Here is a 21,669-nt window from a genome sequence, read left to right on the forward strand (position 1 = left end):
ACGTAAGGAACGCAAAATGAACCAGGAACTGACGACCAACCCGTTCAACCCGCTGACCCCGCCGAAGGTCTTTGACGAGATCAAGGTGTCGCTGGCCAGCCCGGAACGGATCCTCTCGTGGTCCTATGGCGAGATCAAGAAGCCCGAGACCATCAACTACCGGACCTTCAAGCCCGAGCGCGACGGTCTGTTCTGTGCCCGTATCTTTGGCCCGATCAAGGATTACGAATGCCTCTGCGGCAAGTACAAGCGCATGAAGTATCGCGGCGTTGTCTGCGAGAAATGTGGTGTCGAGGTGACGCTGCAAAAGGTGCGCCGCGAACGCATGGGCCACATCGAACTGGCCGCGCCGGTGGCGCATATCTGGTTCCTCAAGTCGCTGCCCTCGCGCATCGGCCTGATGCTGGACATGACCCTGCGCGATCTGGAGCGCATCCTGTACTTTGAAAACTACGTGGTGATCGAGCCGGGCCTGACCGACCTCACCTACGGTCAGCTGATGACCGAAGAAGAGTACATGGACGCCCAGGACACCTTCGGCATGGACGCTTTCACCGCCAATATCGGCGCCGAAGCGATCCGCGAAATGCTGTCGGCGATCGACCTGGAGGCCGAAGCCGAACAGCTGCGCGCCGACCTGGCCGAGGCCACCGGCGAGCTGAAGCCGAAGAAGATCATCAAGCGTCTGAAGATCGTTGAATCGTTCATTGAATCGGGCAACCGCCCGGAATGGATGATCCTGACCGTGATCCCGGTCATCCCGCCCGAGCTGCGCCCGCTGGTGCCTCTGGACGGTGGCCGTTTCGCGACCTCGGATCTGAACGATCTGTATCGCCGCGTGATCAACCGGAACAACCGTCTGAAGCGTCTGATCGAACTGCGTGCGCCCGACATCATCGTGCGTAACGAAAAGCGCATGCTGCAGGAATCGGTGGATGCTCTGTTCGACAACGGCCGTCGCGGCCGCGTGATCACCGGCGCCAACAAGCGTCCGCTGAAATCGCTGTCCGACATGCTGAAAGGCAAGCAGGGCCGCTTCCGTCAGAACCTCTTGGGCAAGCGCGTCGACTTCTCGGGCCGTTCGGTCATCGTGACCGGTCCGGAGCTGAAGCTGCACCAATGTGGTCTGCCGAAGAAGATGGCGCTGGAGCTGTTCAAGCCCTTCATCTACTCGCGTCTTGAAGCCAAGGGGCTTTCGAGCACCGTGAAACAGGCCAAGAAGCTGGTGGAGAAGGAGCGTCCGGAGGTTTGGGATATCCTCGACGAGGTGATCCGCGAACACCCGGTCATGCTGAACCGCGCGCCGACCCTGCACCGTCTGGGCATCCAGGCGTTCGAACCCACGCTGATCGAAGGCAAGGCCATCCAGCTGCACCCGCTCGTGTGTTCGGCCTTCAACGCCGACTTCGACGGTGACCAGATGGCTGTTCACGTGCCGCTCTCGCTGGAAGCCCAGCTGGAAGCGCGCGTGTTGATGATGTCGACCAACAACGTGCTGTCGCCCGCGAACGGCGCGCCGATCATCGTTCCCTCGCAGGACATGATCCTTGGTCTCTACTACATCACCATGGAACGCGAAGGCATGAAGGGCGAAGGCATGGTCTTTGCCGATGTCGACGAGGTTCAGCACGCGCTGGACTCGGGCGAAGTGCACCTGCATGCCAAGGTCAAGGCCCGCATCAAGCAGATCGACGAGGAAGGCAACGAAGTCTATCAGCGCTTCGACACCACCCCCGGCCGTATCCGCCTGGGCGCGCTTCTGCCGATGAACGCCAAGGCGCCGTTCGACCTGGTCAACCGCCTGCTGCGCAAGAAAGAAGTGCAGCAGGTCATCGACACCGTCTACCGCTACTGTGGTCAGAAGGAATCGGTCATCTTCTGTGACCAGATCATGTCGATGGGCTTCAAGGAAGCCTTCAAGGCCGGTATCTCCTTCGGCAAGGATGACATGGTCATCCCGGACGAGAAATGGACCATCGTCGATGGCGTGCGCGAGCAGGTCAAGGAGTACGAACAGCAGTACATGGACGGCCTGATCACCACCGGTGAAAAGTACAACAAGGTGGTTGATGCCTGGTCGAAATGTTCGGACCAGGTCGCCGATGCGATGATGGGCGAAATCTCGGCCATGCGCAAAGACGACACCGGTGCGGAAATGGAGCCCAACTCGGTCTACATGATGTCGCACTCCGGTGCGCGTGGTTCGCCGGCGCAGATGAAGCAGCTGGGCGGGATGCGCGGCCTGATGGCCAAGCCGTCCGGTGAGATCATCGAGACGCCGATCATCTCGAACTTCAAGGAAGGCCTGACCGTGTTGGAGTACTTCAACTCCACCCACGGCGCCCGTAAGGGTCTGGCCGATACCGCGCTGAAGACCGCGAACTCGGGTTACCTGACCCGTCGTCTGGTCGACGTGGCGCAGGACTGCATCGTGCGCGAACGTGACTGCGGCACCGAGAACTCGATCACGGCCGAAGCCGCCGTGAACGACGGTGAAGTCGTTGCCTCGCTGGCCGAACGCATCCTGGGTCGTGTCGCGGCCGAGGACGTGGTGGATCCGAACACCGGTGAAGTCATCGTCGCCAAGAACGAGCTGATCGACGAACGCAAGGCCGATGCCGTTGAGGCGGCTGGCATTGCGACGATCCGCATGCGTAGCCCGCTGACCTGTGAGGCCGAGGAAGGCGTCTGCGCTCAGTGCTACGGTCGCGACCTGGCCCGCGGTACGCAGGTGAACGTCGGCGAGGCCGTCGGCATCATCGCGGCGCAGTCGATCGGTGAACCCGGCACCCAGCTGACGATGCGGACCTTCCACATCGGCGGTATTGCCCAGGGTGGTCAGCAGTCGTTCCAGGAAGCGGCGCAGGAAGGCCGCGTGGAATTCCGCAATGCCGCGCTGCTGGAAAACCGCGACGGCGACCAGGTGGTCATGGGCCGCAACATGGTCCTGGCGATTATGGACGACAACGGCGAAGAGCGCTCGGCCTACAAGGTCGGCTATGGCTCGAAGGTGCACGTCAAGGACGGGGCCTCCATCGCGCGCGGCGACAAGCTGTTCGAATGGGACCCCTATACCCTGCCGATCATCGCCGAGAAGAGCGCGACGGCCAAGTTCGTCGACCTGATCTCGGGCATTTCGGTGCGCGACGAGACCGACGATGCGACCGGCATGACCCAGAAGATCGTGACCGACTGGCGTTCCGCGCCCAAGGGCAACGAGCTGAAGCCGGAGATCATCCTGGTCGGCGAAGATGGCGAACCGGTCCGCAACGATGCGGGCAACCCGGTGACCTATCCGATGTCGGTGGACGCCATTCTGTCTGTGGAAGATGGTCAGTCGGTGAAAGCCGGTGACGTTGTCGCGCGTATCCCGCGTGAAGGCGCCAAGACCAAGGACATCACCGGTGGTCTGCCGCGTGTGGCCGAACTGTTCGAAGCGCGCCGTCCGAAGGATCACGCGATCATCGCCGAAATCGATGGTTACGTGCGCTTTGGCCGCGACTACAAGAACAAGCGCCGCATCGCGATCGAACCCGCGGATGAGACCATGGAGACCGTGGAATACATGGTGCCCAAGGGCAAGCACATCCCGGTGGCCGAGGGCGACTTCGTTCAGAAGGGCGACTACATCATGGACGGCAACCCCGCGCCGCATGACATCCTGTCCATCATGGGTGTCGAGGCGCTGGCGGATTACATGATCGACGAAGTCCAGGACGTCTATCGTCTGCAGGGCGTGAAGATCAACGACAAGCACATCGAGGTGATCGTTCGCCAGATGCTGCAGAAGTGGGAGATCCAGGATTCGGGCGAGACCACGCTGCTCAAGGGCGAGCATGTGGACAAGGCCGAGTTCGACGCCGCGAACGAGAAGGCAGCAAGCGAAGGCCGTCGTCTGGCCTCGGGCGAGCCGATCCTTCTGGGCATTACCAAGGCGTCGCTGCAAACCCGCAGCTTCATCTCGGCGGCCTCCTTCCAGGAGACCACCCGCGTGCTGACCGAAGCTTCGGTTCAGGGCAAGCGCGACAAGCTGGTCGGCCTGAAGGAAAACGTCATCGTGGGTCGCCTGATCCCCGCCGGCACCGGCGGCGCCACCCAGCGCGTGCGCGCCATCGCGCAGAAGCGCGACAACGTGGTGATCGAACAGGCCCGCGCCGAAGCCGAAGCCGCCGCCGCCCTGGCCGCGCCGACGGAAACGGCCAATGACGTGTTCGGTGACGACGTGGCCGAGGAGGATGATTTCGGTCTGGTCGACACGCCGGAAATGTCCGGTGACGAACAGCCCTGATCGGCTCTGATCTGAAATTGGAAAGCCCCGCCGAAAGGTGGGGCTTTTTCGTTTGGGGCAGGCGTTGCCTACTATCTCCGAGCTAAGAAACGCCAGAGTGAGAAGGCGATCAGGCCGGTTCCGAGAAGGAAGAAAGGCGTCGCTGTTCGCAGGTCCGTCAAGAGGCAGCAGCTGTTGTAGCCGTCTAGGAAGGCGTCATTCCAAACCGTGAAATTCCCATGGGTGAAAGCCACACCCTTGCCAATCTGGACGGTTGCCCATCCGGCAAGAAACGACACGATGCCAAAGGTCAGGCTCACCCATTTCATACCGCAAATATGAACGGATCGCCGGGCCAGTCAACAAGAGCAGATCTACCGAAACGTAAAGCGATCAACCCCGCACCATCCGGCGCAAGACGCGGGTGACCCAGTTGGCCGAGCGCACGGTGGGGCGGGCCAGTTCCTGTTCCAGTGCCTCGGCCAGGGCGTTGCGCCGGGCCGCATCCACCGTGCAGAGCTCGGCGATCGTGGGACGCCATCTGTCTTCGGTCTCTTCGGTCGAGACGACGCCGTAGTCGACATCCTCGAAGGTAATGCCGTGATCGGTTTGCAGCCAGCGGATGTCCAGCGACCGGCGTTGTATCTTCAGGCTGGCCTCCACCGTCAATCGGGGGCGGGTGAAGCCCGGCACGCTTTGATCCAGCTGCAGCATGATCTCGCGCAGCGGTTGCCAGGCGGCGCGGCGTTCGGCGCCGGTCAGCTCGTCCACCCGGTGAATATGGGTCTCCAGCACCGCCATGGCCTCGGCCGAGAGGCTGGTGTTCAGCTCCCGATTGGGACGCGCGCGGATCTCGTCCAGAACCTCGGGCGTGTAACGGGTGGCGAAATCCTCGACCACATCGCCGCTGATCAGCGCCTTGCGGTCGAAGATATGCAGGTCCAGTGGGCCGGGGCCGAAGCGCGACCAGACCGACACGACGGGCATGTAGGGCTGGGACGGCAGGAAGGCGCGGTTTCCGGCCGTTTTCAGCCCCTGTTGATACGAGCTCAAATGGCGGCTCTGCGGGCTGCGCAGATAGGCGACCACGGTGATCTTGTCGAACACGGCAGATAGACGTTCGCACATCGCTTCCATCTGCCAGCGTCGGCGCAGTTGAAAGAATCCCTCGCCACTCAGCACCACCTTGTTGGGTTGGTGTTCCGCGATCTGTGCCTGGACGTCCTGCCAGATATGCAGCGACTGGCCCATCACGTTACCGCCGGGCCAATGCGGGTAGAAGGCGACATCGCCCGTCACCAGCTCCTTGCCGATCAGGGCGGGGACCAGCGTCGTATGCCGGTCGCTTTCCTTGTTCAGATACGGGTACAGCACCCCTTTGGCCGCCAGTTCGCGGCGCTGACGCAGGTAGCCGCGCTGCAATGCGGTCGTGCCGGTCTTGGGGTGTCCGATATGCAGGATCAACTCGGTCATGGGGAAGGTTTATCGCGCCCATGGTGAATGTGCCATGAACATTGCAAGACCCATTGCAATTTCCGCCGATCCTGCCGACAACTTGCCGATGAGCACTGATCACAGCCAGTCGAACATGCGCGGCGCCGCGCTGATGACCGCCTCGATGGCGGGCTATACGTTCAACGATATCTGCATGAAGGCGCTGGCGGGCCAGGTGCCGCTGTTTCAGGCGGTGTTCCTGCGCGGCATCTTCGCCTCGCTCTTCATCTACCTGCTGGCGCGCCACCTGGGGGCGTTGCGATTTGATCTTCCGCGCCGGGACTGGGGCCTGATCGCGGTGCGCACCCTGGGCGAGCTGGGGGCGACCTATTGCTTTCTGGTGGCGCTGTTCAACATGCCGATCGCCAATGTCACCGCCATCCTGCAGGCGCTGCCCCTGACCGTGGCCCTGGCCGCCGCCCTGTTCCTGGGCGAGCCGCTGGGCTGGCGGCGCCTGGGCGCGATCCTGGCCGGGTTCGTCGGCGTGATGCTGATCGTGCAACCGGGCGGCGACGGGTTCACGGTCTGGAGCCTCTATGCTTTGGTCGCCGTCGCCTTCATCACCATGCGCGACCTGGCGGCGCGGCGTCTGTCCCGGGACACACCGTCGCTGACCGTGTCCCTGATTGCCGCCATCGGCATCTGCCTGGCCGGTGGTGTGGCCTCGATGACCGAGGTCTGGGCGCCGATCGGGCTGCGCGAGGGCGCAATCCTCCTGCTCGCGGCGCTGTTCATCCTGGGCGGCTACCTGGCCTCGGTCGCGGTGATGCGGGTGGGCGAGATCGGCTTTGTCGCGCCCTTCCGCTACACCGGTCTGCTCTGGGCGCTGGTGCTGGGCTGGCTGTTCTTCGGCGACTGGCCGGATGCGCTGACCTTGGCGGGGGCCGGGGTTGTCGTGGCGATGGGGCTGTTTACCCTGTTTCGCGAACGTCAGTTGGCGCAGAGGCGGAAGGCGTCGAAAGCCGCTTAGCCTCGGCCCGGTGGTGCTGCCAGCGTGGGTCGTCGCGGGGGTCTCGCCCGCGTTTTGCACGCATCTCCTCAACGTAGTCGGCGCAGCATAGGTGGTGCAGGCGCATCACCCCCGGGATGGCGCAGAGCCGGGCATATTCCGCGTCGAACCGATCAGCATAGGCGGTGACCGTGTCATTCGGCGTGGAATTGTGGTCGAATCGCTTGAAGAACCGTTCTGTATAGCGATCCAACCCTTCCGCCGCCGAGGGTCGTCCGCGCTTGTGTTCGTACTGTTCCCAGGTCTGCAGGATATAGTGGTTCAGCTCGGCAACCTTATGGGTGACCAGTTCCTGCGCGGTGCCGTTCAAGAGGTTGGTGTCCGGGTCGAAGTCGCCCCAGACCCGCCCGTCCGACAGGACCAGGTGGTTGTCGTCCTCGTTCCAGGCGCCTTCACCTTGCCAGAAGCGCGGCGTGTGGGTGCGCAACTTGCCGAAGCGCAGGGGCTGGCGCAGGAAGGTCTTCACGCAGTTGTTCTGCGGCGCGTCACTGGGCGCCGAGCGGGCAAAGCGCCGGTGCACGAACCCGTCTTCCCACGCGCGAATGCCGTTCGACCCGAAGATGCGCCAGTGGACTGATAGGCCGACGAAGGGCACGTCACCGTTGTTCAGCAGAGCGCCAATCGTGCCGTCACCCTTGTGAATAACGAGGTATTCGTCGACATCGCAGTTGAACATCCACTCGCAGTCCTTGACGAACGGGTGGTTACGGCAGGCTTTCAGGGCCGAGGGTTGCGGGGGCAGGCCCTCGCGGTCCGGGAAATGGCGCTTGCAGGCGATCTCGCCCGCACGTTCCAGCAGACGCAGCAGTTGCGGCGAATGATCGGTGCAATCGTTGAACAGAATCAGGATGCGTTCAAAGCCCAGCATCTTCTGCCAGGCGATCCATTCCAGCAGGAATGGCCCCTCGTTTCGCACCGTGGTATAGGCCAGGCTGCCCTGCACGACGGCCCCTTTCCAAATTCGGCTGTGTCACCCAGCTGTTACGCCGCCACCCTAAGAGGGCGCCCAGGCTCAATCAAGGCGGGAGAGGGGGCAGGGATGGCCCTGTTGACACAAGGGCGCAAAGCCCGTATAGCGCGCCCATCCAGCCGGGTGAAATCCCCGGCCTGCCAGAATTGAGGGATCAAGGTCGGGGCTACTTTGAAGCGCCGATCCTCTGTGAACCAACCGCGTCGTTTGCCTCGGAACGGAAACGGTCGCGGATTTTCGCTTTGCGGACGCGCAAGGTGAAGGAAATGAAACCGCGCGGGGACACCCACGCAGACACATGTGTTGAGAAACGGGAAAAGAACCAAATGCCCACCATTCAGCAGCTGATCCGCAAGCCGCGTCAGCCCAAAGTGAAACGCTCCAAGTCGCAGCACCTGGAGAACTGCCCCCAGAAGCGCGGTGTTTGCACCCGCGTTTACACCACCACGCCGAAGAAGCCGAACTCGGCCATGCGTAAAGTGGCCAAGGTCCGCCTGACCAACGGCTACGAGGTGATTTCGTACATCCCCGGTGAAAGCCACAACCTTCAGGAGCACTCGGTGGTTCTGATCCGTGGCGGCCGTGTGAAAGACCTTCCGGGTGTCCGTTACCACATCCTGCGCGGTGTTCTGGATACCCAGGGCGTCAAAGACCGTAAGCAGCGTCGCTCGAAATACGGCGCCAAGCGCCCCAAGTAAGAGGATACAGATATGTCCCGTCGTCACGCTGCCGAGAAGCGCGAAATCCTGCCCGACGCCAAATATGGCGATCGCGTGCTGAGCAAATTCATGAACAACCTGATGATCGACGGCAAGAAGTCGGTCGCGGAAAAGATCGTCTACAACGCCCTGGATCGCATCGAAAGCAAGATCAAGCGCGCGCCGGTCGAGGTGTTCCACGAAGCCCTGGACAACATCAAACCCTCGGTCGAAGTTCGTTCGCGCCGTGTGGGTGGTGCCACCTACCAGGTTCCCGTCGAAGTGCGCCCCGAGCGCCGCGAAGCCCTGGCCATCCGCTGGCTGATCACCGCCTCGCGCGGCCGCAACGAGAACACCATGGAAGAGCGCCTGGCCGGCGAGCTTCTGGACGCTGTTCAGTCGCGCGGCACTGCGGTCAAGAAACGCGAAGACACCCACAAGATGGCCGAGGCGAACAAAGCCTTCAGCCATTATCGTTGGTAAGCTAGAGGACCTAGACCAATGGCACGCGAATATCCGCTGGAACTCTACCGCAACTTCGGCATCATGGCGCACATTGATGCCGGCAAGACCACCTGTTCGGAGCGTATCCTGTACTACACCGGCAAGTCCCACAACATTGGTGAGGTGCACGATGGTGCGGCCACCATGGACTGGATGGAGCAGGAGCAGGAACGCGGCATCACCATCACCTCGGCTGCGACCACCACCTTCTGGGAACGCACCGAAGACGGTGAAACCGCCCAGACGCCCAAGCACCGCATGAACATCATCGACACCCCCGGCCACGTGGACTTCACCATCGAAGTCGAACGTTCGCTGGCCGTGCTCGACGGTGCCGTCTGCGTGCTGGACGCCAACGCCGGTGTTGAACCCCAGACCGAAACCGTGTGGCGTCAGGCTGACCGCTACAAGGTTCCGCGCATGGTGTTCGTCAACAAGATGGACAAGATCGGCGCCGACTTCTTCAACTGCGTCAACATGATCGAAGACCGCACCGGCGCCCGCGCCGTTCCGGTTGGTATTCCGATCGGTGCCGAAACCGAGTTGGAAGGTCTGATCGACCTGGTGAACATGGAAGAATGGCTGTGGCAGGGTGAAGACCTTGGCGCTTCGTGGATCAAGGCTCCGATCCGCGACAGCCTGTCGGACATGGCCAACGAGTGGCGCGAGAAGATGATCGAAGCCGCCGTCGAGCAAGACGACGACGCGATGGAAGCCTACCTGGAAGGCAACGAGCCCGACGTGCCGACCCTGCGCGCCCTGCTGCGCAAGGGCACCCTGGCGCTGGACTTCGTTCCGGTTCTGGGCGGTTCGGCCTTCAAGAACAAAGGTGTGCAGCCGCTGCTGAACGCCGTGATCGACTACCTGCCCAGCCCGCTGGACGTTGTCGATTACATGGGCTTCAAGCCGGGTGACGAAACCGAAGAGCGTAACATCGCCCGCCGCGCGGACGATCAGATGGCTTTCTCGGCTCTGGCGTTCAAGATCATGAACGACCCCTTCGTCGGTTCGCTGACCTTTACCCGCATCTACTCGGGCACCCTGAACAAGGGCGACACCCTGCTGAACTCGACCAAGGGCAAGAAAGAGCGCGTTGGTCGTATGATGATGATGCACTCGAACGATCGTGAGGAAATCACCGAAGCGTTCGCGGGCGACATCATCGCGCTGGCCGGTCTGAAGGACACCACCACCGGGGACACCCTGTGCTCCACCGGCGAACCGGTTGTCCTGGAAACCATGACCTTCCCCGATCCGGTGATCGAGATCGCGGTCGAGCCGAAGACCAAGGCCGACCAGGAGAAGATGTCGCAGGGTCTGGGCCGTCTGGCCGCCGAAGACCCGTCCTTCCGCGTCGAAACCGACCTCGAGTCGGGTCAGACCATCATGAAGGGCATGGGCGAACTTCACCTGGACATCCTGGTCGACCGCCTGAAGCGCGAATTCAAGGTCGAGGCCAACATCGGTGCCCCGCAGGTTGCCTATCGCGAGACCATCTCGAAGTCGATCGAGCACACCTACACCCACAAGAAACAGTCGGGTGGTTCGGGTCAGTACGCCGAGGTCAAGCTGGAAATCATGCCCACCGAAGCTGGCGAAGGTTACTCGTTCGAGAGCCGCATCGTCGGTGGTGCGGTGCCGAAGGAATACATCCCCGGCGTCGAAAAAGGCATCCAGTCGGTCATGGACTCCGGTCCGCTGGCCGGCTTCCCGGTCATCGACTTCAAGGTCGCCCTGGTCGACGGCAAGTTCCACGATGTGGATAGCTCGGTCCTGGCGTTTGAAATCGCTGCCCGTATGGCCATGCGTGAAGGCATGCGTCTGGCTGGCGCCAAACTGCTGGAACCGATCATGAAGGTCGAAGTGATCACCCCGGAAGAATACACCGGCGGTATCATCGGCGACCTGACCTCGCGTCGTGGCCAGGTATCCGGCCAGGAGCCCCGCGGCAACGCCATCGCGATCGACGCGAACGTGCCGCTGGCCAACATGTTCGGCTACATCAACACCCTGCGTTCGATGTCCTCGGGCCGCGCGCAGTTCACGATGCAGTTCTCGCATTACGACCCGGTTCCGCAGAACCTGTCGGAAGAAATCCAGGCCAAATACGCCTGATCGAAATTTCCGGGCGGGGGGGAACGCCTCGCCCGGACCTGACTTAAAAGGAGGCCATCATGGCTAAGGAAAAGTTTGAACGCGGCAAACCGCACTGCAACATCGGCACGATTGGTCACGTTGACCACGGCAAGACGACCCTGACCGCTGCGATCACCAAGTATTTCGGTGACTTCAAGGCCTATGACCAGATTGACGGCGCGCCGGAAGAGAAGGCTCGCGGCATCACGATCTCGACCGCGCACGTGGAATACGAGACCGAGGCGCGTCACTACGCCCACGTCGACTGCCCCGGCCACGCCGACTACGTGAAGAACATGATCACCGGTGCTGCCCAGATGGACGGCGCGATCCTGGTTGTGAACGCTGCTGACGGCCCGATGCCGCAGACCCGCGAGCACATCCTTCTGGGTCGTCAGGTCGGCATCCCGGCCATGGTCGTCTTCATGAACAAGGTTGACCAGGTCGACGACGAAGAGCTGCTGGAGCTGGTGGAAATGGAAGTCCGCGAGCTGCTGTCCGAGTACGAATTCCCGGGCGACGATATTCCGATCATCGCGGGTTCGGCCCTGGCTGCCATGGAAGGCAACAACCCGGAGATCGGCGAAGAGAAGATCAAGGAGCTGATGGCGGCTGTTGACAGCTACATCCCGCAGCCGGAACGCGCCGTGGACGGCGACTTCCTGATGCCGATCGAAGACGTGTTCTCGATCTCGGGCCGCGGCACCGTTGTGACCGGTCGTGTCGAACGTGGCGTGATCAATGTTGGCGACGAGATCGAAATCGTCGGCATCAAGGACACTTCGAAGACCACCTGCACCGGCGTGGAAATGTTCCGCAAGCTGCTGGATCGCGGTGAAGCCGGCGACAACATCGGCGCGCTGCTGCGTGGTGTGGATCGCGACTCGGTCGAGCGCGGCCAGGTGCTGTGCAAGCCGGGTTCCGTGAACCCGCACACCAAGTTCGAAGCCGAGGTCTACATCCTGACCAAGGAAGAAGGCGGTCGTCACACCCCGTTCTTCGCGAACTACCGTCCGCAGTTCTACTTCCGCACCACCGACGTGACCGGCACCGTGACCCTGCCGGAAGGCACCGAGATGGTGATGCCGGGCGACAACCTGAAGTTCGACGTCGAACTGATCGCCCCGATCGCGATGGAAGAAAAACTGCGCTTCGCCATCCGCGAAGGCGGCCGCACCGTCGGTTCGGGCGTGGTTTCCAAAATCATTGAGTAAGGTCGAACTTTCGGCACGAAAGTTCTGGCCAGGCGACAGGGGCTTTCAAGCTCGCTTGAAAGCTCCCGAGAACCACCCCGGTGAAGATAATACGAAAGGGGCTGCCAACAGGCGGCCCCTTTTGCTTTGAGTAAGGCACAACACCAGCAGCGGAGACGCGCCCGACCCTGGGTGGGCGCTCCCACAACCGTCATTCTTGGCAACCGACCCGCCCCAACCGATACGCCGGTGTACGCCGCAACCTCAGAAAAGCGCCCTCCCGTGGGGAGGGTCGGGCGCGTCGCCGCTGCGCGGCTCCAAGACACATTCCTTCTGCCGCACTATGGTGGCTAGAAAAGAAGACTTCATTCCTGATCGGCGGTGTTAAGAAATAGACCGGAGGGATGCGTTCCATCATTCACAAAAGCGATGGCGTCTTTCTTGCCGACGGTAGCGCCTTTCAAGAAGCCTTGGTCCTCCTCGACCAAGAATACTCCGAGACTAACCATGGCTTCGTTTGCAAGCTCCATAGATCCAAAGAAACTCAAGAAACCGCAGTGAAAAAATGACCGGTTGAAGTCAGTGACGCCCCACACAAACGTCTTGTAAACATCCAAACAGCCGAAGACGTATCCGACTTCGAACTTGTTGTAGAGCTCTATCGAGCGCCCAGAGAGGACTTGCTGAGCCTTTGCTATATGTGCGCCAGAGCAAGCGAGATCTACCATACGTTCAATTTCTGCTTGAACGGAGGCGTCGGTTGTACGCCTACCCTTGATGTCCTGAAGGTAGGGAGCATCAACGGCGTGATGGGCTTGAAAGAATTCAAGCGGGTGCAACTTGCTTTGCTTCTTTTTGAATAGACCGAACAACAATTTGATCCTGCATATCTTTGAACTTGAGCTTTGCAGTTTTGAGTCCGTTAAACAACTCGGCCTATACAAAACTCCTTGCCACACCCCCCAAACCCCTCTATATCGCGCGAGTTCGCTTCTGCGATAGAAGCCAGGGCGGGATTCGGTCCCGCTTTTTGGGTTCGACGAGGGCGGGTGGAATGAGCCACCCGTCGTCCTATCAACACCAAGCCTGAAAGGGCGAATGCTATGCAAGGCCAAAACATTCGTATCCGTCTGAAGGCGTTTGACTATCGCGTGCTGGATGCCTCCACGCAAGAGATTGTCAACACCGCCAAACGCACGGGTGCCCAGGTGCGCGGACCGATTCCGCTGCCCAACAAGATCGAGAAGTTCACGGTTCTCCGTGGTCCTCACGTCGACAAGAAATCCCGCGATCAGTTCGAGATCCGCACGCACAAGCGTCTGCTCGACATCGTGGATCCGACCCCGCAGACCGTGGACGCGCTGATGAAGCTCGACCTGGCCGCCGGCGTCGACGTCCAGATTTCGGTGTAAGGAGGGTATCCAGATGCGCTCCGGTATCATCGCCAAGAAGGTGGGCATGACCCGCCTGTTCATGGAAGACGGCAAGCAGATCCCTGTGACCGTTCTTTCCCTCGAAGGTCTGCAGGTTGTCGACAACCGCACTACTGAGCGCGACGGGTATACCGCCGTTCAGCTGGGCGCCGGCACCGCCAAGGCCAAACGCACCTCGCAAGCCATGCGTGGCCACTTTGCTGCTGCCAAGGTCGAGCCCAAGCGCAAGCTGGTCGAGTTCCGCGTCTCCGAAGACAACCTGGTTGAAGTCGGCGCCGAGTTCTCGGCCGAGCACTTCGTTGACGGCCAGAAGGTTGACGTGACCGGTACCTCGATCGGTAAGGGTTTCGCCGGTGCCATGAAGCGCCACAACTTCGGTGGTCTGCGCGCCACGCACGGTGTGTCGATCAGCCACCGTTCGCACGGTTCGACCGGTCAGTGTCAGGAACCGGGCCGCGTGTTCAAGGGCAAGAAGATGGCCGGTCACATGGGTGCTGCCCGTGTTACCACCCAGAACCTGGAAGTCGTGAAGACCGACGCCGATCGTGGCCTGGTGTTCATCAAGGGCGCTGTCCCGGGCTCCAAGGGTGGCTGGGTCACCGTGAAAGACGCCGTGAAGAAGAAGCTGCCCGAGAACGTTCCGTTCCCGGCCGCTCTGAAATCGGCTGCTACTGAAGCCCCGGCCGAAGAGGCCCCCGCGGAAGGTGGTGAAGAATGAAACTCGACGTAATCAAACTCGACGGCGGCAAGGCCGGTTCGGTTGACCTGGACGAGGCCCTGTTCGGCCTGGAGCCGCGCGCCGATATCCTGCACCGTGTGGTCCGCTGGCAGCGCAACCGCGCCCAGGCCGGCACCCACAAGGTCAAGACCCGCTCGGAAACCTCCTACTCGACCAAGAAGATCTATCGCCAGAAGGGCACCGGTGGCGCTCGTCACGGCGACCGCAACGCGCCGATCTTCCGTAAAGGTGGTATCTACAAGGGCCCGACCCCGCGCAGCCACGCCCACGACCTGCCGAAGAAATTCCGCAAGCTGGGTCTGAAACACGCCCTGTCCGCCAAGCTGAAAGCGGGCGAACTGGTGGTGATCGAAGACGCGTCCTCCGAAGGCAAGACCTCGGCCCTGGCCAAGCAGGTCAAGGACCTGGGCTGGAAGCGCGCGCTGATCATCGACGGTGCCGAGGTGAACGAGAACTTCGCGCGTGCCGCGAAGAACATCGAAGGCCTGGACATCCTGCCGACCATGGGCGCCAACGTGTATGACATCCTGAAGCGTGACACCCTGGTGATCACGAAGGCGGGTGTCGAAGCTCTGGAGGCTCGACTGAAATGAGCGCGAAAGCTGAACTCTACGACGTGATCCGCAAGCCGATCATCACCGAAAAATCGACCATGGCGTCGGAAAACGGTGCGGTCGTCTTCGAAGTCGCCATCGACGCCAACAAACCGCAGATCAAAGAAGCTGTGGAAACCCTGTTCGGCGTCAAGGTGAAGGCCGTGAACACGACCATCACCAAAGGCAAGGTCAAGCGCTTCCGCGGCCAGATGGGCAAGCGGAAAGACGTGAAAAAGGCCTACGTGACCCTGGAAGAGGGCAACACGATCGACGTCTCGACCGGTCTGTAATCAGACCCGTCAGGTGAATTTGAGAAGCCCCTCGGTGTGAACCGGGGGGCTTTTCTGTTTGACTGGTATCTCTCGTTGTCAGAGTGTGCGCAATAAGATGTACCACCAAGAGTAGAGCGGCATGTCATTCAGAACAAAAACGCTGTCGTTGCAGCGTGCCTATTTCAACGAAGGCTTCAATGGAACTCTTGAGAACACGCTACGAAGTGCTTTTCTCAAACTTCCCAAAGCTCAAGACCGGATCGTAGAACTTGACCTATTATCAAATCAGCTTTTCGCCAGCTTTGAGGAGGCTCGAAGTGGCGAAGGGGTGTTTGTTCGCGCATTGGAGTTTGAACAAGGGGCCATCGGCGTAATCAATCTAGATACAACCGACAACAGTGCGGCGGTAGAAGAGTTTTTTCATCCCAACCGGCAAGATTTTCTCAAGGACGAGATGGTACTATATGTTGTTCGGGATCACATCGTAGCGTGCAATCTGAAGAACAAACATGGAACTCTTGCTGGAAGCGTGCTACAATTGGCTCACAAGGCGGATGTGCTGGGCCAAGATGTCAGGATGAGAATCGCGGATGTTCCAGACGCGACCACGTTGGAAAGAATTCAAGAGGTCGGCGTCAGGGAAGTTGATTTCTCAATCACGTCTTTCATGGAGAGCCTAGATATCTCAACCGGGCAGCAGGCTGGAACGAGGGTTATGCGAATGATCTTTGGGCTACCTTCCCAGAAACAAGTGCTCCGAAAGCGCGCTAATGCAATTGGCCGCATGGTTCTGAAGCGGGGCAGATTTAAGAAAGACGAAGTGCAGAAGGACCAATGGCTCACCGACATTGGAAAGGAACTGATGATTGCTGGGTCCTCTGAGAGCTTCAAAATCGTGCTGGAAGACAAGACAACGGTGTCAAACTCGATGCTTAAGAAGACACAATCTGTTCGGCTACCCAGGCACGCTAACAGTTTTTCGTTTGAGCGTGCTAAAATGGAACTTGCGAACTGGTATGAAAAACTGAGAAATGACGGATCGCTAGGTGCGTAGCGCAATGAGGATGGTTTCACTATTGTGGCTCCCCACTTCGTTTGCGCTGGCGGCAACCGCTGGCTTTTCTGCTTTTTCGGACCCCGCGCGTTTTTCGGGTGTCGTTGATCTGCTTGCTACAGTCGTGTCAATCCTGATCGGTGTTTCGCTGGCGGTTATTGCCGTATTGAGTTCACCTTTCTCAGTGACAGACAGAGAGGCGAAAGATTGTGATGAAGCAGCGAGAATGACGAAGCTCGTCAAACAGGATGATGATGCATTTGCCGATGGGCAACTTCTTCTGTTTTGGGTTTACCTGATATCTTTGGGACTATCGCTGATTTTCAAATGGCAGATCTCCGCAGAGGTAGTTTGTTTTGATGCAATGGGGACCAAAATTCTTGCCAGCGGGGCAGCTTTTGTTGGCATTCTGGCGTTCTGTCTATCTGCAAGGCTTCCTCTAATGCTTCGGGAGATTTCCAAGCAGCGACGATCCTTGGGATAAGACTAGCGTCAAAGTGTTTTGGCAAACGGTTTTTTGGAAAGCCCCATATCGCGGTTCGAAGACCTTTGCAGGGCGCTGGCATCCGACCCACCCTGGCGCTATAGCTCCTCCATGACCGATACCCTGCCGCCTTGCCCCGCCTGTGCCTCCGCCTTTACCTATGAGATGGACGCGCTCTTGGTCTGTCCCGAATGTGGGCATGAGTGGTCTGCCCAGGACGCGGGCGACACCGGGCCTGAGATACGCGACAGTGTGGGTAATCTGCTGGCGGATGGGGATACCGTGACCGTGATCAAGGACCTGAAGGTCAAGGGCTCGTCCTCCACGGTCAAGGTCGGTACCAAGGTGCGCGGCATCCGCCTGGTCGATGGCGACCACGACATCGACTGCAAGATCCCGGGGATCGGCAAGATGGGTCTGAAGTCGCAGTTCGTGAAGAAGGTCTAGGCCCGGATACCCGCCCGTTCAGCCGCCGATCAGGCGGCGCAGGAAGGATTTGGGCTTCTCGGAGGGCGCGGCCTCCGGCTGAACGGCGTCGGCTTTCGGGGCATAGTCCTTCGGGCGGTCTGACGAGCTGTCCTGCCCAGTGTCTTGCAGGTGCGGCGGTTGCCGCAGCCAGGAGCTTGCCAGCGCGGACGGGGATTGGGTTTTCTCCGGGTCCGCCGCCGGGGGAGCGGTCGGGCGCACGGGTTCTGAGCTGGGCTCTTCGGGCAGATCGGTGGGGGCGACAGTCGGATCCTCACCCGCGACCATGGCTGCGGCTTCCTCTTCCAGAAGCTCCTTGATGGTCCTCTTCGTAAAAGCCGTCGACTCGCGACCGGACACGCCCTTGATTGGCTGAAGGCGTCCGTATTCCATGTTTCGTCCCTCCCAAACTTGAGAACGTACCAAAAATGCGCCCCACCACTGGGCATGACCCTCAGCCTGCTCTGGAACTAAGGCGGTTTTGTGGAAAGGATATGGAAAATTGGAGCGATCCGGGGAAGGGGCATCACTCCTGAGCCTGCGTCCAGCGCCAAGGAAATAGGACAGTTCCTATAGACACGCCCCCCCATCCCTGTTACATCCCGCCAGTCGCTTGGCCCCGGATTCGTTCCGGGGCCTGTGACGTTTTGGAATTCGGGCACCTTCGGGGGCCTATACTCTGGTCACCTGCGAACCTGCAGGGGGCTTAACATAGGGCGGGGATGCCGGGAAAACTCGGTGGTCCGCTCGCTACAACGGAAGACAGAAAGCATGGCACTCAAGTCGTACAAACCGACGACGCCGGGCCAGCGTGGGCTGGTTCTGATCGACCGTTCGGAGCTGTATAAAGGACGTCCGGTCAAATCCCTTACCCAGGGTCTGACCAAATCGGGCGGCCGGAACAACACCGGACGGATCACGATGCGCCGCCGCGGCGGCGGGGCGAAGCGTCTCTATCGTATCGTCGATTTCAAACGGAACAAGTTTGATGTCGCAGCCACCGTGGAACGGATCGAATACGACCCCAACCGCACCGCCTTCATCGCACTGGTCAAGTACGAAGACGGCGAGCAGGCCTATATCCTGGCCCCGCAGCGCCTGGCCGTCGGTGACACCGTCGTCGCCTCGGAAAAGGCCGACATCAAGCCCGGCAACGCGATGCCCTTCTCGGGCATGCCGATCGGCACCATCATTCACAACATCGAGCTGAAGCCCGGTAAAGGCGGCCAGATCGCCCGTGCCGCTGGCACCTACGCCCAGTTCGTTGGTCGTGACGGTGGCTACGCCCAGATCCGCCTGAGCTCGGGTGAACTGCGCATGGTGCGTCAGGAATGCATGGCCACCGTTGGTGCCGTGTCGAACCCCGACAACTCGAACCAGAACCTCGGTAAAGCCGGCCGCAACCGCCACAAGGGCATCCGTCCTTCGGTGCGTGGTGTGGTCATGAACCCGGTCGATCACCCCCATGGTGGTGGTGAAGGTCGGACCTCGGGTGGTCGTCACCCGGTGACCCCGTGGGGCAAGCCGACCAAGGGTGCGCGCACCCGCAACAAGAACAAGGCGTCGTCGAAGCTGATCATCCGCTCGCGTCACGCCAAGAAGAAGGGCCGGTAAGATATGGCACGTTCTGTCTGGAAAGGCCCTTTTGTTGACGCTTACGTCCTCAAGAAGGCTGAGAAAGTCCGCGAGTCGGGCAAAAACGAGGTCATCAAGATCTGGTCGCGTCGTTCGACCATTCTGCCCCAGTTCGTGGGCCTGACCTTCGGCGTTTACAACGGGAAAAAGCACATCCCCGTGAACGTCACCGAGGAAATGATCGGTCAGAAATTCGGTGAGTACTCGCCGACCCGTACCTACTACGGGCACGCTGCCGACAAGAAAGCGAAGCGGAAGTAAGAGCCATGGGTAAGACGAAAAATCCCCGCCGCGTGGCCGACAACGAAGCAATGGCGAAAACCCGCATGCTTCGCACGTCCCCGCAGAAACTGAACCTGGTCGCTGGCATGATCCGTGGCAAGAAGGTCGAGACCGCTCTGAACGATCTGACCTTCTCGAACAAGCGGATCGCGCAGGACGTGAAGAAATGCCTTCAGTCCGCCATCGCCAACGCCGAAAACAACCATAACCTGGACGTCGACGAGCTGATCGTGGCCGAGGCTTATGTGGGCAAGAACCTGACCATGAAACGCGGTCGTCCGCGCGCTCGTGGCCGGTTCGGCAAGATCATCAAGCCGTTCTCGGAACTCACCATCAAGGTGCGTCAAGTTGAGGAGCAAGCCTAATGGGTAACAAAGTAAATCCGATTGGCATGCGCCTGCAGGTGAACCGCACCTGGGACAGCCGCTGGTACGCCGACACCAAGGATTACGGGGACCTTCTGCTGGAAGACCTGAAAATTCGCGACTTCATTCATGACGAATGCAAGCAGGCCGGCATCAGCCGTGTGATCATCGAACGTCCGCACAAGAAGTGCCGCGTCACGATCCACACCGCCCGTCCCGGCGTGATCATCGGCAAGAAAGGCGCGGACATCGAAGTCCTGCGCAAGAAGATTGCCAAGATCACCGACTCGGAACTGCACCTGAACATCGTCGAAGTCCGCAAGCCGGAACTGGACGCTGCCCTGGTCGCGGAATCGATCGCTCAGCAGCTGGAACGTCGTGTCGGTTTCCGTCGTGCGATGAAACGTGCGGCTCAGAACGCCATGCGCATGGGTGCCCTGGGTATCCGGATCAACTGCGCCGGTCGTCTGGGTGGTGCCGAGATCGCCCGTACCGAATGGACCCGCGAAGGTCGTGTGCCCCTGCACACCCTGCGCGCCGACATCGATCACTCGCACAAGGAAGCTCTGACCGCCTATGGTATCATCGGCATCAAGGTCTGGATCTTCAAAGGTGAGATCATGGAACATGATCCCGCCGCGCGTGACCGTCGTCAGGCTGAGCTCCAAGAAGGTCCCGCGCCCCGTGGCGCCGGCGGCCGTCGTTAAGGGAGGCATGACAGATGCTGCAACCGAAGCGCACTAAATTCCGCAAGATGCACAAGGGCCGGATCAAGGGTCTGGCCAAGGGTGGATCGGACCTGAACTTCGGGTCCTATGGTCTGAAAGCCCTGCAGCCCGAGCGCGTCACCGCGCGTCAGATCGAAGCTGCCCGTCGTGCAATGACCCGTCACATGAAACGTCAAGGTCGCGTTTGGATCCGGATCTTCCCGGACACCCCCGTGACCTCGAAACCCACCGAAGTCCGTATGGGTAAAGGTAAGGGTTCGGTCGACTATTGGGCCTGCAAGGTCAAGCCCGGTCGCGTGATGTTCGAAATCGACGGTGTGAACGACGACGTCGCCCGCGAGGCCCTGCGCCTGGCCGCGATGAAGCTGCCGATCAAATCGCGCATCGTGGTCCGCGAGGACTGGTAAGGTCGAAAACGCGAATGCGTTTTCTGGCCAGTGCGGTGTCGTCGTCAGGGAATGGGTTTTTGCCAAGTTTTGTTTCAAGTTCAGGCCCTAGTGCCTTCATCTTTTCCAAAAAATTCACGAAAGCGAGCTCTAGAGAGAAGTTATGGACTGTGTGAAGTTCTCCAAACGCGCTTTGTGCTTTTTCAAGTTCCGAGGTGTGATCGCTTACCCTGCTCGTCTTCATCGACGATGCCACCAGCACGCTCATGGAACTGCGCTTCGTCAGGTCAGAGAGCACCTTCAGCTATTTCGAAGCATTGGAGCGCTATCTGACGACGCATGGCCGCCCCGTTGCGTTCTACAGCGACAAACACACGGTCTTTCGCGTGCCAAAACCCAGCGAGCACATGACCGGCATGACCCAGTTCGGACGTGCTCTGGCAGAACTGCAGATCGAGATTCTCTGCGCCAATACCAGCCAGGCCAAGGGCCGCGTGGAACGTGCGAACCGGACATTACAGGATCGCCTGGTCAAAGAGCTGCGCATCGCAGGCATCTCGGACATGAAGGCCGCAAATGCCTTCCTCCCTCGCTTCATGGAGCGCTATAACGACAGGTTCGCCAAGCCAGCTGCCCGTCCGGATAATTTACATCGTGCGTTGAACGTCGCACCGGATCGGCTGAGCGGGGAACAATATGGTCAATATCAATCGGGCGAACCTGAGAAGAGATCCCGCATAGTTGGCACTTTCCACCCGCCAACCTTAGTATTTCATAGCGGACCGACGCACCTGCTTCTGGTGCCCTTTCTCGCGTCTTTTTCTTCTCGATCCAGTCTATGATTTTTTCGTCGCAAATGGCCAATGCTCGGTCTAGAGCTTGTTGGTTCGTTGGATAGGTTACGAGCCGAAACTTCGAGCCCTTACGCTCATACTCCACCATGCCATGCTTTGTCAGAG

General features: G+C 60.1%; 24 protein-coding genes and 1 pseudogene. 19 read left to right on the forward strand and 6 right to left on the reverse strand.

Translation table 11 applies throughout. The features are described from left to right. Window positions 1-16 precede the first annotated feature (16 nt). Entirely contained in the window at window positions 17-4,288 is a 4,272-nt protein-coding gene (gene rpoC / locus ACO07D_RS09295) for a DNA-directed RNA polymerase subunit beta' (RefSeq protein ID WP_421702665.1), read from the forward strand. A 71-nt stretch (window positions 4,289-4,359) separates the two neighbouring features. On the opposite strand, the gene ACO07D_RS09300 is transcribed toward rpoC, so the two are convergent. Together ACO07D_RS09300 and ACO07D_RS09305 are read right to left on the reverse strand one after the other, a co-directional pair. After that, complete coding sequence (locus ACO07D_RS09300; protein WP_421702666.1) at window positions 4,360-4,596, reverse strand: hypothetical protein; 237 nt, start codon at window positions 4,594-4,596, stop codon at window positions 4,360-4,362. Between the two features lie 64 nt (window positions 4,597-4,660). Further along, on the reverse strand, window positions 4,661-5,740 hold the full coding sequence (locus tag ACO07D_RS09305) for a hypothetical protein (RefSeq protein WP_421702667.1): 1,080 nt from the start codon (window positions 5,738-5,740) through the stop codon (window positions 4,661-4,663). Window positions 5,741-5,828: 88 nt separating this feature from the next. On the opposite strand from ACO07D_RS09305, the gene ACO07D_RS09310 reads away from it, so the two are divergent. Then, complete coding sequence (locus tag ACO07D_RS09310) at window positions 5,829-6,731, forward strand: DMT family transporter (RefSeq protein ID WP_421702668.1); 903 nt, start codon at window positions 5,829-5,831, stop codon at window positions 6,729-6,731. Here ACO07D_RS09310 and ACO07D_RS09315 read toward each other — a convergent pair. After that, window positions 6,673-7,713, reverse strand: a complete 1,041-nt coding sequence (locus ACO07D_RS09315; protein WP_421702669.1) for a glycosyltransferase family 2 protein — start codon at window positions 7,711-7,713, stop codon at window positions 6,673-6,675. The two genes, ACO07D_RS09310 and ACO07D_RS09315, sit on opposite strands and share 59 nt — an antisense overlap. Before the next feature lie 353 nt (window positions 7,714-8,066). On the opposite strand from ACO07D_RS09315, the gene rpsL reads away from it, so the two are divergent. From rpsL to tuf, 4 genes are read left to right on the forward strand one after another with little or no spacing between them, the layout of a single operon-like run. Next, window positions 8,067-8,438 (forward strand): 30S ribosomal protein S12, encoded by a 372-nt coding sequence (rpsL, locus tag ACO07D_RS09320; RefSeq protein ID WP_222492150.1) that lies wholly within the window; start codon window positions 8,067-8,069, stop codon window positions 8,436-8,438. 12 nt (window positions 8,439-8,450) lie between these two features. Then, the gene (gene rpsG, locus ACO07D_RS09325) at window positions 8,451-8,921 is read left to right on the forward strand and encodes a 30S ribosomal protein S7 (protein WP_300515396.1); all 471 of its coding nucleotides are present in this window, start codon (window positions 8,451-8,453) and stop codon (window positions 8,919-8,921) included. Window positions 8,922-8,939: 18 nt separating this feature from the next. Beyond that, window positions 8,940-11,057, forward strand: a complete 2,118-nt coding sequence (fusA, locus tag ACO07D_RS09330; protein WP_421702670.1) for an elongation factor G — start codon at window positions 8,940-8,942, stop codon at window positions 11,055-11,057. A gap of 59 nt (window positions 11,058-11,116) precedes the next feature. Continuing rightward, complete coding sequence (gene tuf, locus ACO07D_RS09335) at window positions 11,117-12,292, forward strand: elongation factor Tu (protein WP_421702648.1); 1,176 nt, start codon at window positions 11,117-11,119, stop codon at window positions 12,290-12,292. Between the two features lie 344 nt (window positions 12,293-12,636). Here the strand turns inward: tuf and ACO07D_RS09340 are convergent, their stop codons facing one another. Continuing rightward, window positions 12,637-13,143, reverse strand: a complete 507-nt coding sequence (locus ACO07D_RS09340; RefSeq protein WP_421702671.1) for a hypothetical protein — start codon at window positions 13,141-13,143, stop codon at window positions 12,637-12,639. Between the two features lie 231 nt (window positions 13,144-13,374). On the opposite strand from ACO07D_RS09340, the gene rpsJ reads away from it, so the two are divergent. The 7 genes from rpsJ to ACO07D_RS09375 all read left to right on the forward strand — a co-directional run bounded on the left by rpsJ (window position 13,375) and on the right by ACO07D_RS09375 (window position 17,296). Further along, complete coding sequence (gene rpsJ / locus ACO07D_RS09345) at window positions 13,375-13,683, forward strand: 30S ribosomal protein S10 (RefSeq protein WP_421702672.1); 309 nt, start codon at window positions 13,375-13,377, stop codon at window positions 13,681-13,683. Window positions 13,684-13,696: 13 nt separating this feature from the next. Further along, the gene (rplC, locus tag ACO07D_RS09350) at window positions 13,697-14,422 is read left to right on the forward strand and encodes a 50S ribosomal protein L3 (protein WP_421702673.1); all 726 of its coding nucleotides are present in this window, start codon (window positions 13,697-13,699) and stop codon (window positions 14,420-14,422) included. Next, a complete protein-coding gene (gene rplD, locus ACO07D_RS09355; RefSeq protein WP_421702674.1) occupies window positions 14,419-15,036 on the forward strand; it encodes a 50S ribosomal protein L4 in 618 nt (205 codons plus the stop codon). The genes rplC and rplD overlap by 4 nt, the downstream gene beginning before the upstream one ends. Further along, window positions 15,033-15,329: a 50S ribosomal protein L23 gene (locus tag ACO07D_RS09360; RefSeq protein WP_300518891.1), complete on the forward strand. Its 297-nt coding sequence runs from the start codon at window positions 15,033-15,035 to the stop codon at window positions 15,327-15,329. Before rplD ends, ACO07D_RS09360 begins: the two co-directional genes overlap by 4 nt. Before the next feature lie 121 nt (window positions 15,330-15,450). Next, on the forward strand, window positions 15,451-16,365 hold the full coding sequence (locus tag ACO07D_RS09365) for a hypothetical protein (RefSeq protein ID WP_421702675.1): 915 nt from the start codon (window positions 15,451-15,453) through the stop codon (window positions 16,363-16,365). A 4-nt stretch (window positions 16,366-16,369) separates the two neighbouring features. After that, entirely contained in the window at window positions 16,370-16,849 is a 480-nt protein-coding gene (locus ACO07D_RS09370) for a hypothetical protein (protein WP_421702676.1), read from the forward strand. Between the two features lie 111 nt (window positions 16,850-16,960). Beyond that, window positions 16,961-17,296 (forward strand): zinc ribbon domain-containing protein YjdM, encoded by a 336-nt coding sequence (locus tag ACO07D_RS09375; protein ID WP_421702677.1) that lies wholly within the window; start codon window positions 16,961-16,963, stop codon window positions 17,294-17,296. Between the two features lie 18 nt (window positions 17,297-17,314). On the opposite strand, the gene ACO07D_RS09380 is transcribed toward ACO07D_RS09375, so the two are convergent. After that, window positions 17,315-17,707 (reverse strand): hypothetical protein, encoded by a 393-nt coding sequence (locus ACO07D_RS09380; protein WP_421702678.1) that lies wholly within the window; start codon window positions 17,705-17,707, stop codon window positions 17,315-17,317. Between the two features lie 378 nt (window positions 17,708-18,085). Between ACO07D_RS09380 and rplB the strand changes: the two genes are divergently transcribed. Genes rplB through rplP form a run of 5 tightly spaced genes read left to right on the forward strand, consistent with a single transcriptional unit; the run spans window position 18,086 to window position 20,731 of the window. Beyond that, complete coding sequence (gene rplB, locus ACO07D_RS09385) at window positions 18,086-18,928, forward strand: 50S ribosomal protein L2 (protein ID WP_421702679.1); 843 nt, start codon at window positions 18,086-18,088, stop codon at window positions 18,926-18,928. Window positions 18,929-18,931: 3 nt separating this feature from the next. Then, window positions 18,932-19,210, forward strand: a complete 279-nt coding sequence (rpsS, locus tag ACO07D_RS09390) for a 30S ribosomal protein S19 (protein WP_421702680.1) — start codon at window positions 18,932-18,934, stop codon at window positions 19,208-19,210. Between the two features lie 5 nt (window positions 19,211-19,215). After that, the gene (rplV, locus tag ACO07D_RS09395) at window positions 19,216-19,596 is read left to right on the forward strand and encodes a 50S ribosomal protein L22 (protein WP_421702681.1); all 381 of its coding nucleotides are present in this window, start codon (window positions 19,216-19,218) and stop codon (window positions 19,594-19,596) included. Continuing rightward, a complete protein-coding gene (gene rpsC / locus ACO07D_RS09400) occupies window positions 19,596-20,303 on the forward strand; it encodes a 30S ribosomal protein S3 (RefSeq protein WP_421702682.1) in 708 nt (235 codons plus the stop codon). Before rplV ends, rpsC begins: the two co-directional genes overlap by 1 nt. 14 nt (window positions 20,304-20,317) lie before the next feature. After that, window positions 20,318-20,731, forward strand: a complete 414-nt coding sequence (gene rplP / locus ACO07D_RS09405) for a 50S ribosomal protein L16 (RefSeq protein ID WP_421702683.1) — start codon at window positions 20,318-20,320, stop codon at window positions 20,729-20,731. Here the strand turns inward: rplP and ACO07D_RS09410 are convergent. Beyond that, window positions 20,697-20,978, reverse strand: coding sequence for a hypothetical protein (locus ACO07D_RS09410; protein ID WP_421702684.1), 282 nt, complete (start codon window positions 20,976-20,978; stop codon window positions 20,697-20,699). The two genes, rplP and ACO07D_RS09410, sit on opposite strands and share 35 nt — an antisense overlap. On the opposite strand from ACO07D_RS09410, the pseudogene ACO07D_RS09415 reads away from it, so the two are divergent. Next, a pseudogene (locus ACO07D_RS09415) lies at window positions 20,938-21,396 on the forward strand (ISNCY family transposase); the annotation flags it as partial. The gene ACO07D_RS09410 and the pseudogene ACO07D_RS09415 overlap by 41 nt on opposite strands. Window positions 21,397-21,669 lie beyond the last annotated feature (273 nt).

Origin of the sequence: Aliiroseovarius sp., from assembly GCF_965228805.1 — a bacterium.
Lineage (GTDB): Bacteria > Pseudomonadota > Alphaproteobacteria > Rhodobacterales > Rhodobacteraceae > JASBTN01.

Excerpts from the sequence above, each read along its gene's own strand:
- ACO07D_RS09360 (WP_300518891.1), top strand. The coding sequence starts at position 15,033 with ATGAGCGCGAAAGCTGAACTCTACGACGTGATCCGCAAGCCGATCATC.
- fusA (WP_421702670.1), top strand. The coding sequence starts at position 8,940 with ATGGCACGCGAATATCCGCTGGAACTCTACCGCAACTTCGGCATCATG.
- ACO07D_RS09375 (WP_421702677.1), top strand. The coding sequence starts at position 16,961 with ATGACCGATACCCTGCCGCCTTGCCCCGCCTGTGCCTCCGCCTTTACC.
- ACO07D_RS09300 (WP_421702666.1), bottom strand. The coding sequence starts at position 4,596 with ATGAAATGGGTGAGCCTGACCTTTGGCATCGTGTCGTTTCTTGCCGGA.
- rpsJ (WP_421702672.1), top strand. The coding sequence starts at position 13,375 with ATGCAAGGCCAAAACATTCGTATCCGTCTGAAGGCGTTTGACTATCGC.
- ACO07D_RS09370 (WP_421702676.1), top strand. The coding sequence starts at position 16,370 with ATGAGGATGGTTTCACTATTGTGGCTCCCCACTTCGTTTGCGCTGGCG.
- rplC (WP_421702673.1), top strand. The coding sequence starts at position 13,697 with ATGCGCTCCGGTATCATCGCCAAGAAGGTGGGCATGACCCGCCTGTTC.
- ACO07D_RS09410 (WP_421702684.1), bottom strand. The coding sequence starts at position 20,978 with ATGAGCGTGCTGGTGGCATCGTCGATGAAGACGAGCAGGGTAAGCGAT.
- ACO07D_RS09305 (WP_421702667.1), bottom strand. The coding sequence starts at position 5,740 with ATGACCGAGTTGATCCTGCATATCGGACACCCCAAGACCGGCACGACC.
- rpsS (WP_421702680.1), top strand. The coding sequence starts at position 18,932 with ATGGCACGTTCTGTCTGGAAAGGCCCTTTTGTTGACGCTTACGTCCTC.
- rpsC (WP_421702682.1), top strand. The coding sequence starts at position 19,596 with ATGGGTAACAAAGTAAATCCGATTGGCATGCGCCTGCAGGTGAACCGC.
- rpsG (WP_300515396.1), top strand. The coding sequence starts at position 8,451 with ATGTCCCGTCGTCACGCTGCCGAGAAGCGCGAAATCCTGCCCGACGCC.
- rplB (WP_421702679.1), top strand. The coding sequence starts at position 18,086 with ATGGCACTCAAGTCGTACAAACCGACGACGCCGGGCCAGCGTGGGCTG.
- ACO07D_RS09310 (WP_421702668.1), top strand. The coding sequence starts at position 5,829 with ATGAGCACTGATCACAGCCAGTCGAACATGCGCGGCGCCGCGCTGATG.
- rpoC (WP_421702665.1), top strand. The coding sequence starts at position 17 with ATGAACCAGGAACTGACGACCAACCCGTTCAACCCGCTGACCCCGCCG.
- ACO07D_RS09365 (WP_421702675.1), top strand. The coding sequence starts at position 15,451 with ATGTCATTCAGAACAAAAACGCTGTCGTTGCAGCGTGCCTATTTCAAC.
- rpsL (WP_222492150.1), top strand. The coding sequence starts at position 8,067 with ATGCCCACCATTCAGCAGCTGATCCGCAAGCCGCGTCAGCCCAAAGTG.
- ACO07D_RS09380 (WP_421702678.1), bottom strand. The coding sequence starts at position 17,707 with ATGGAATACGGACGCCTTCAGCCAATCAAGGGCGTGTCCGGTCGCGAG.
- rplV (WP_421702681.1), top strand. The coding sequence starts at position 19,216 with ATGGGTAAGACGAAAAATCCCCGCCGCGTGGCCGACAACGAAGCAATG.
- rplD (WP_421702674.1), top strand. The coding sequence starts at position 14,419 with ATGAAACTCGACGTAATCAAACTCGACGGCGGCAAGGCCGGTTCGGTT.
- tuf (WP_421702648.1), top strand. The coding sequence starts at position 11,117 with ATGGCTAAGGAAAAGTTTGAACGCGGCAAACCGCACTGCAACATCGGC.
- rplP (WP_421702683.1), top strand. The coding sequence starts at position 20,318 with ATGCTGCAACCGAAGCGCACTAAATTCCGCAAGATGCACAAGGGCCGG.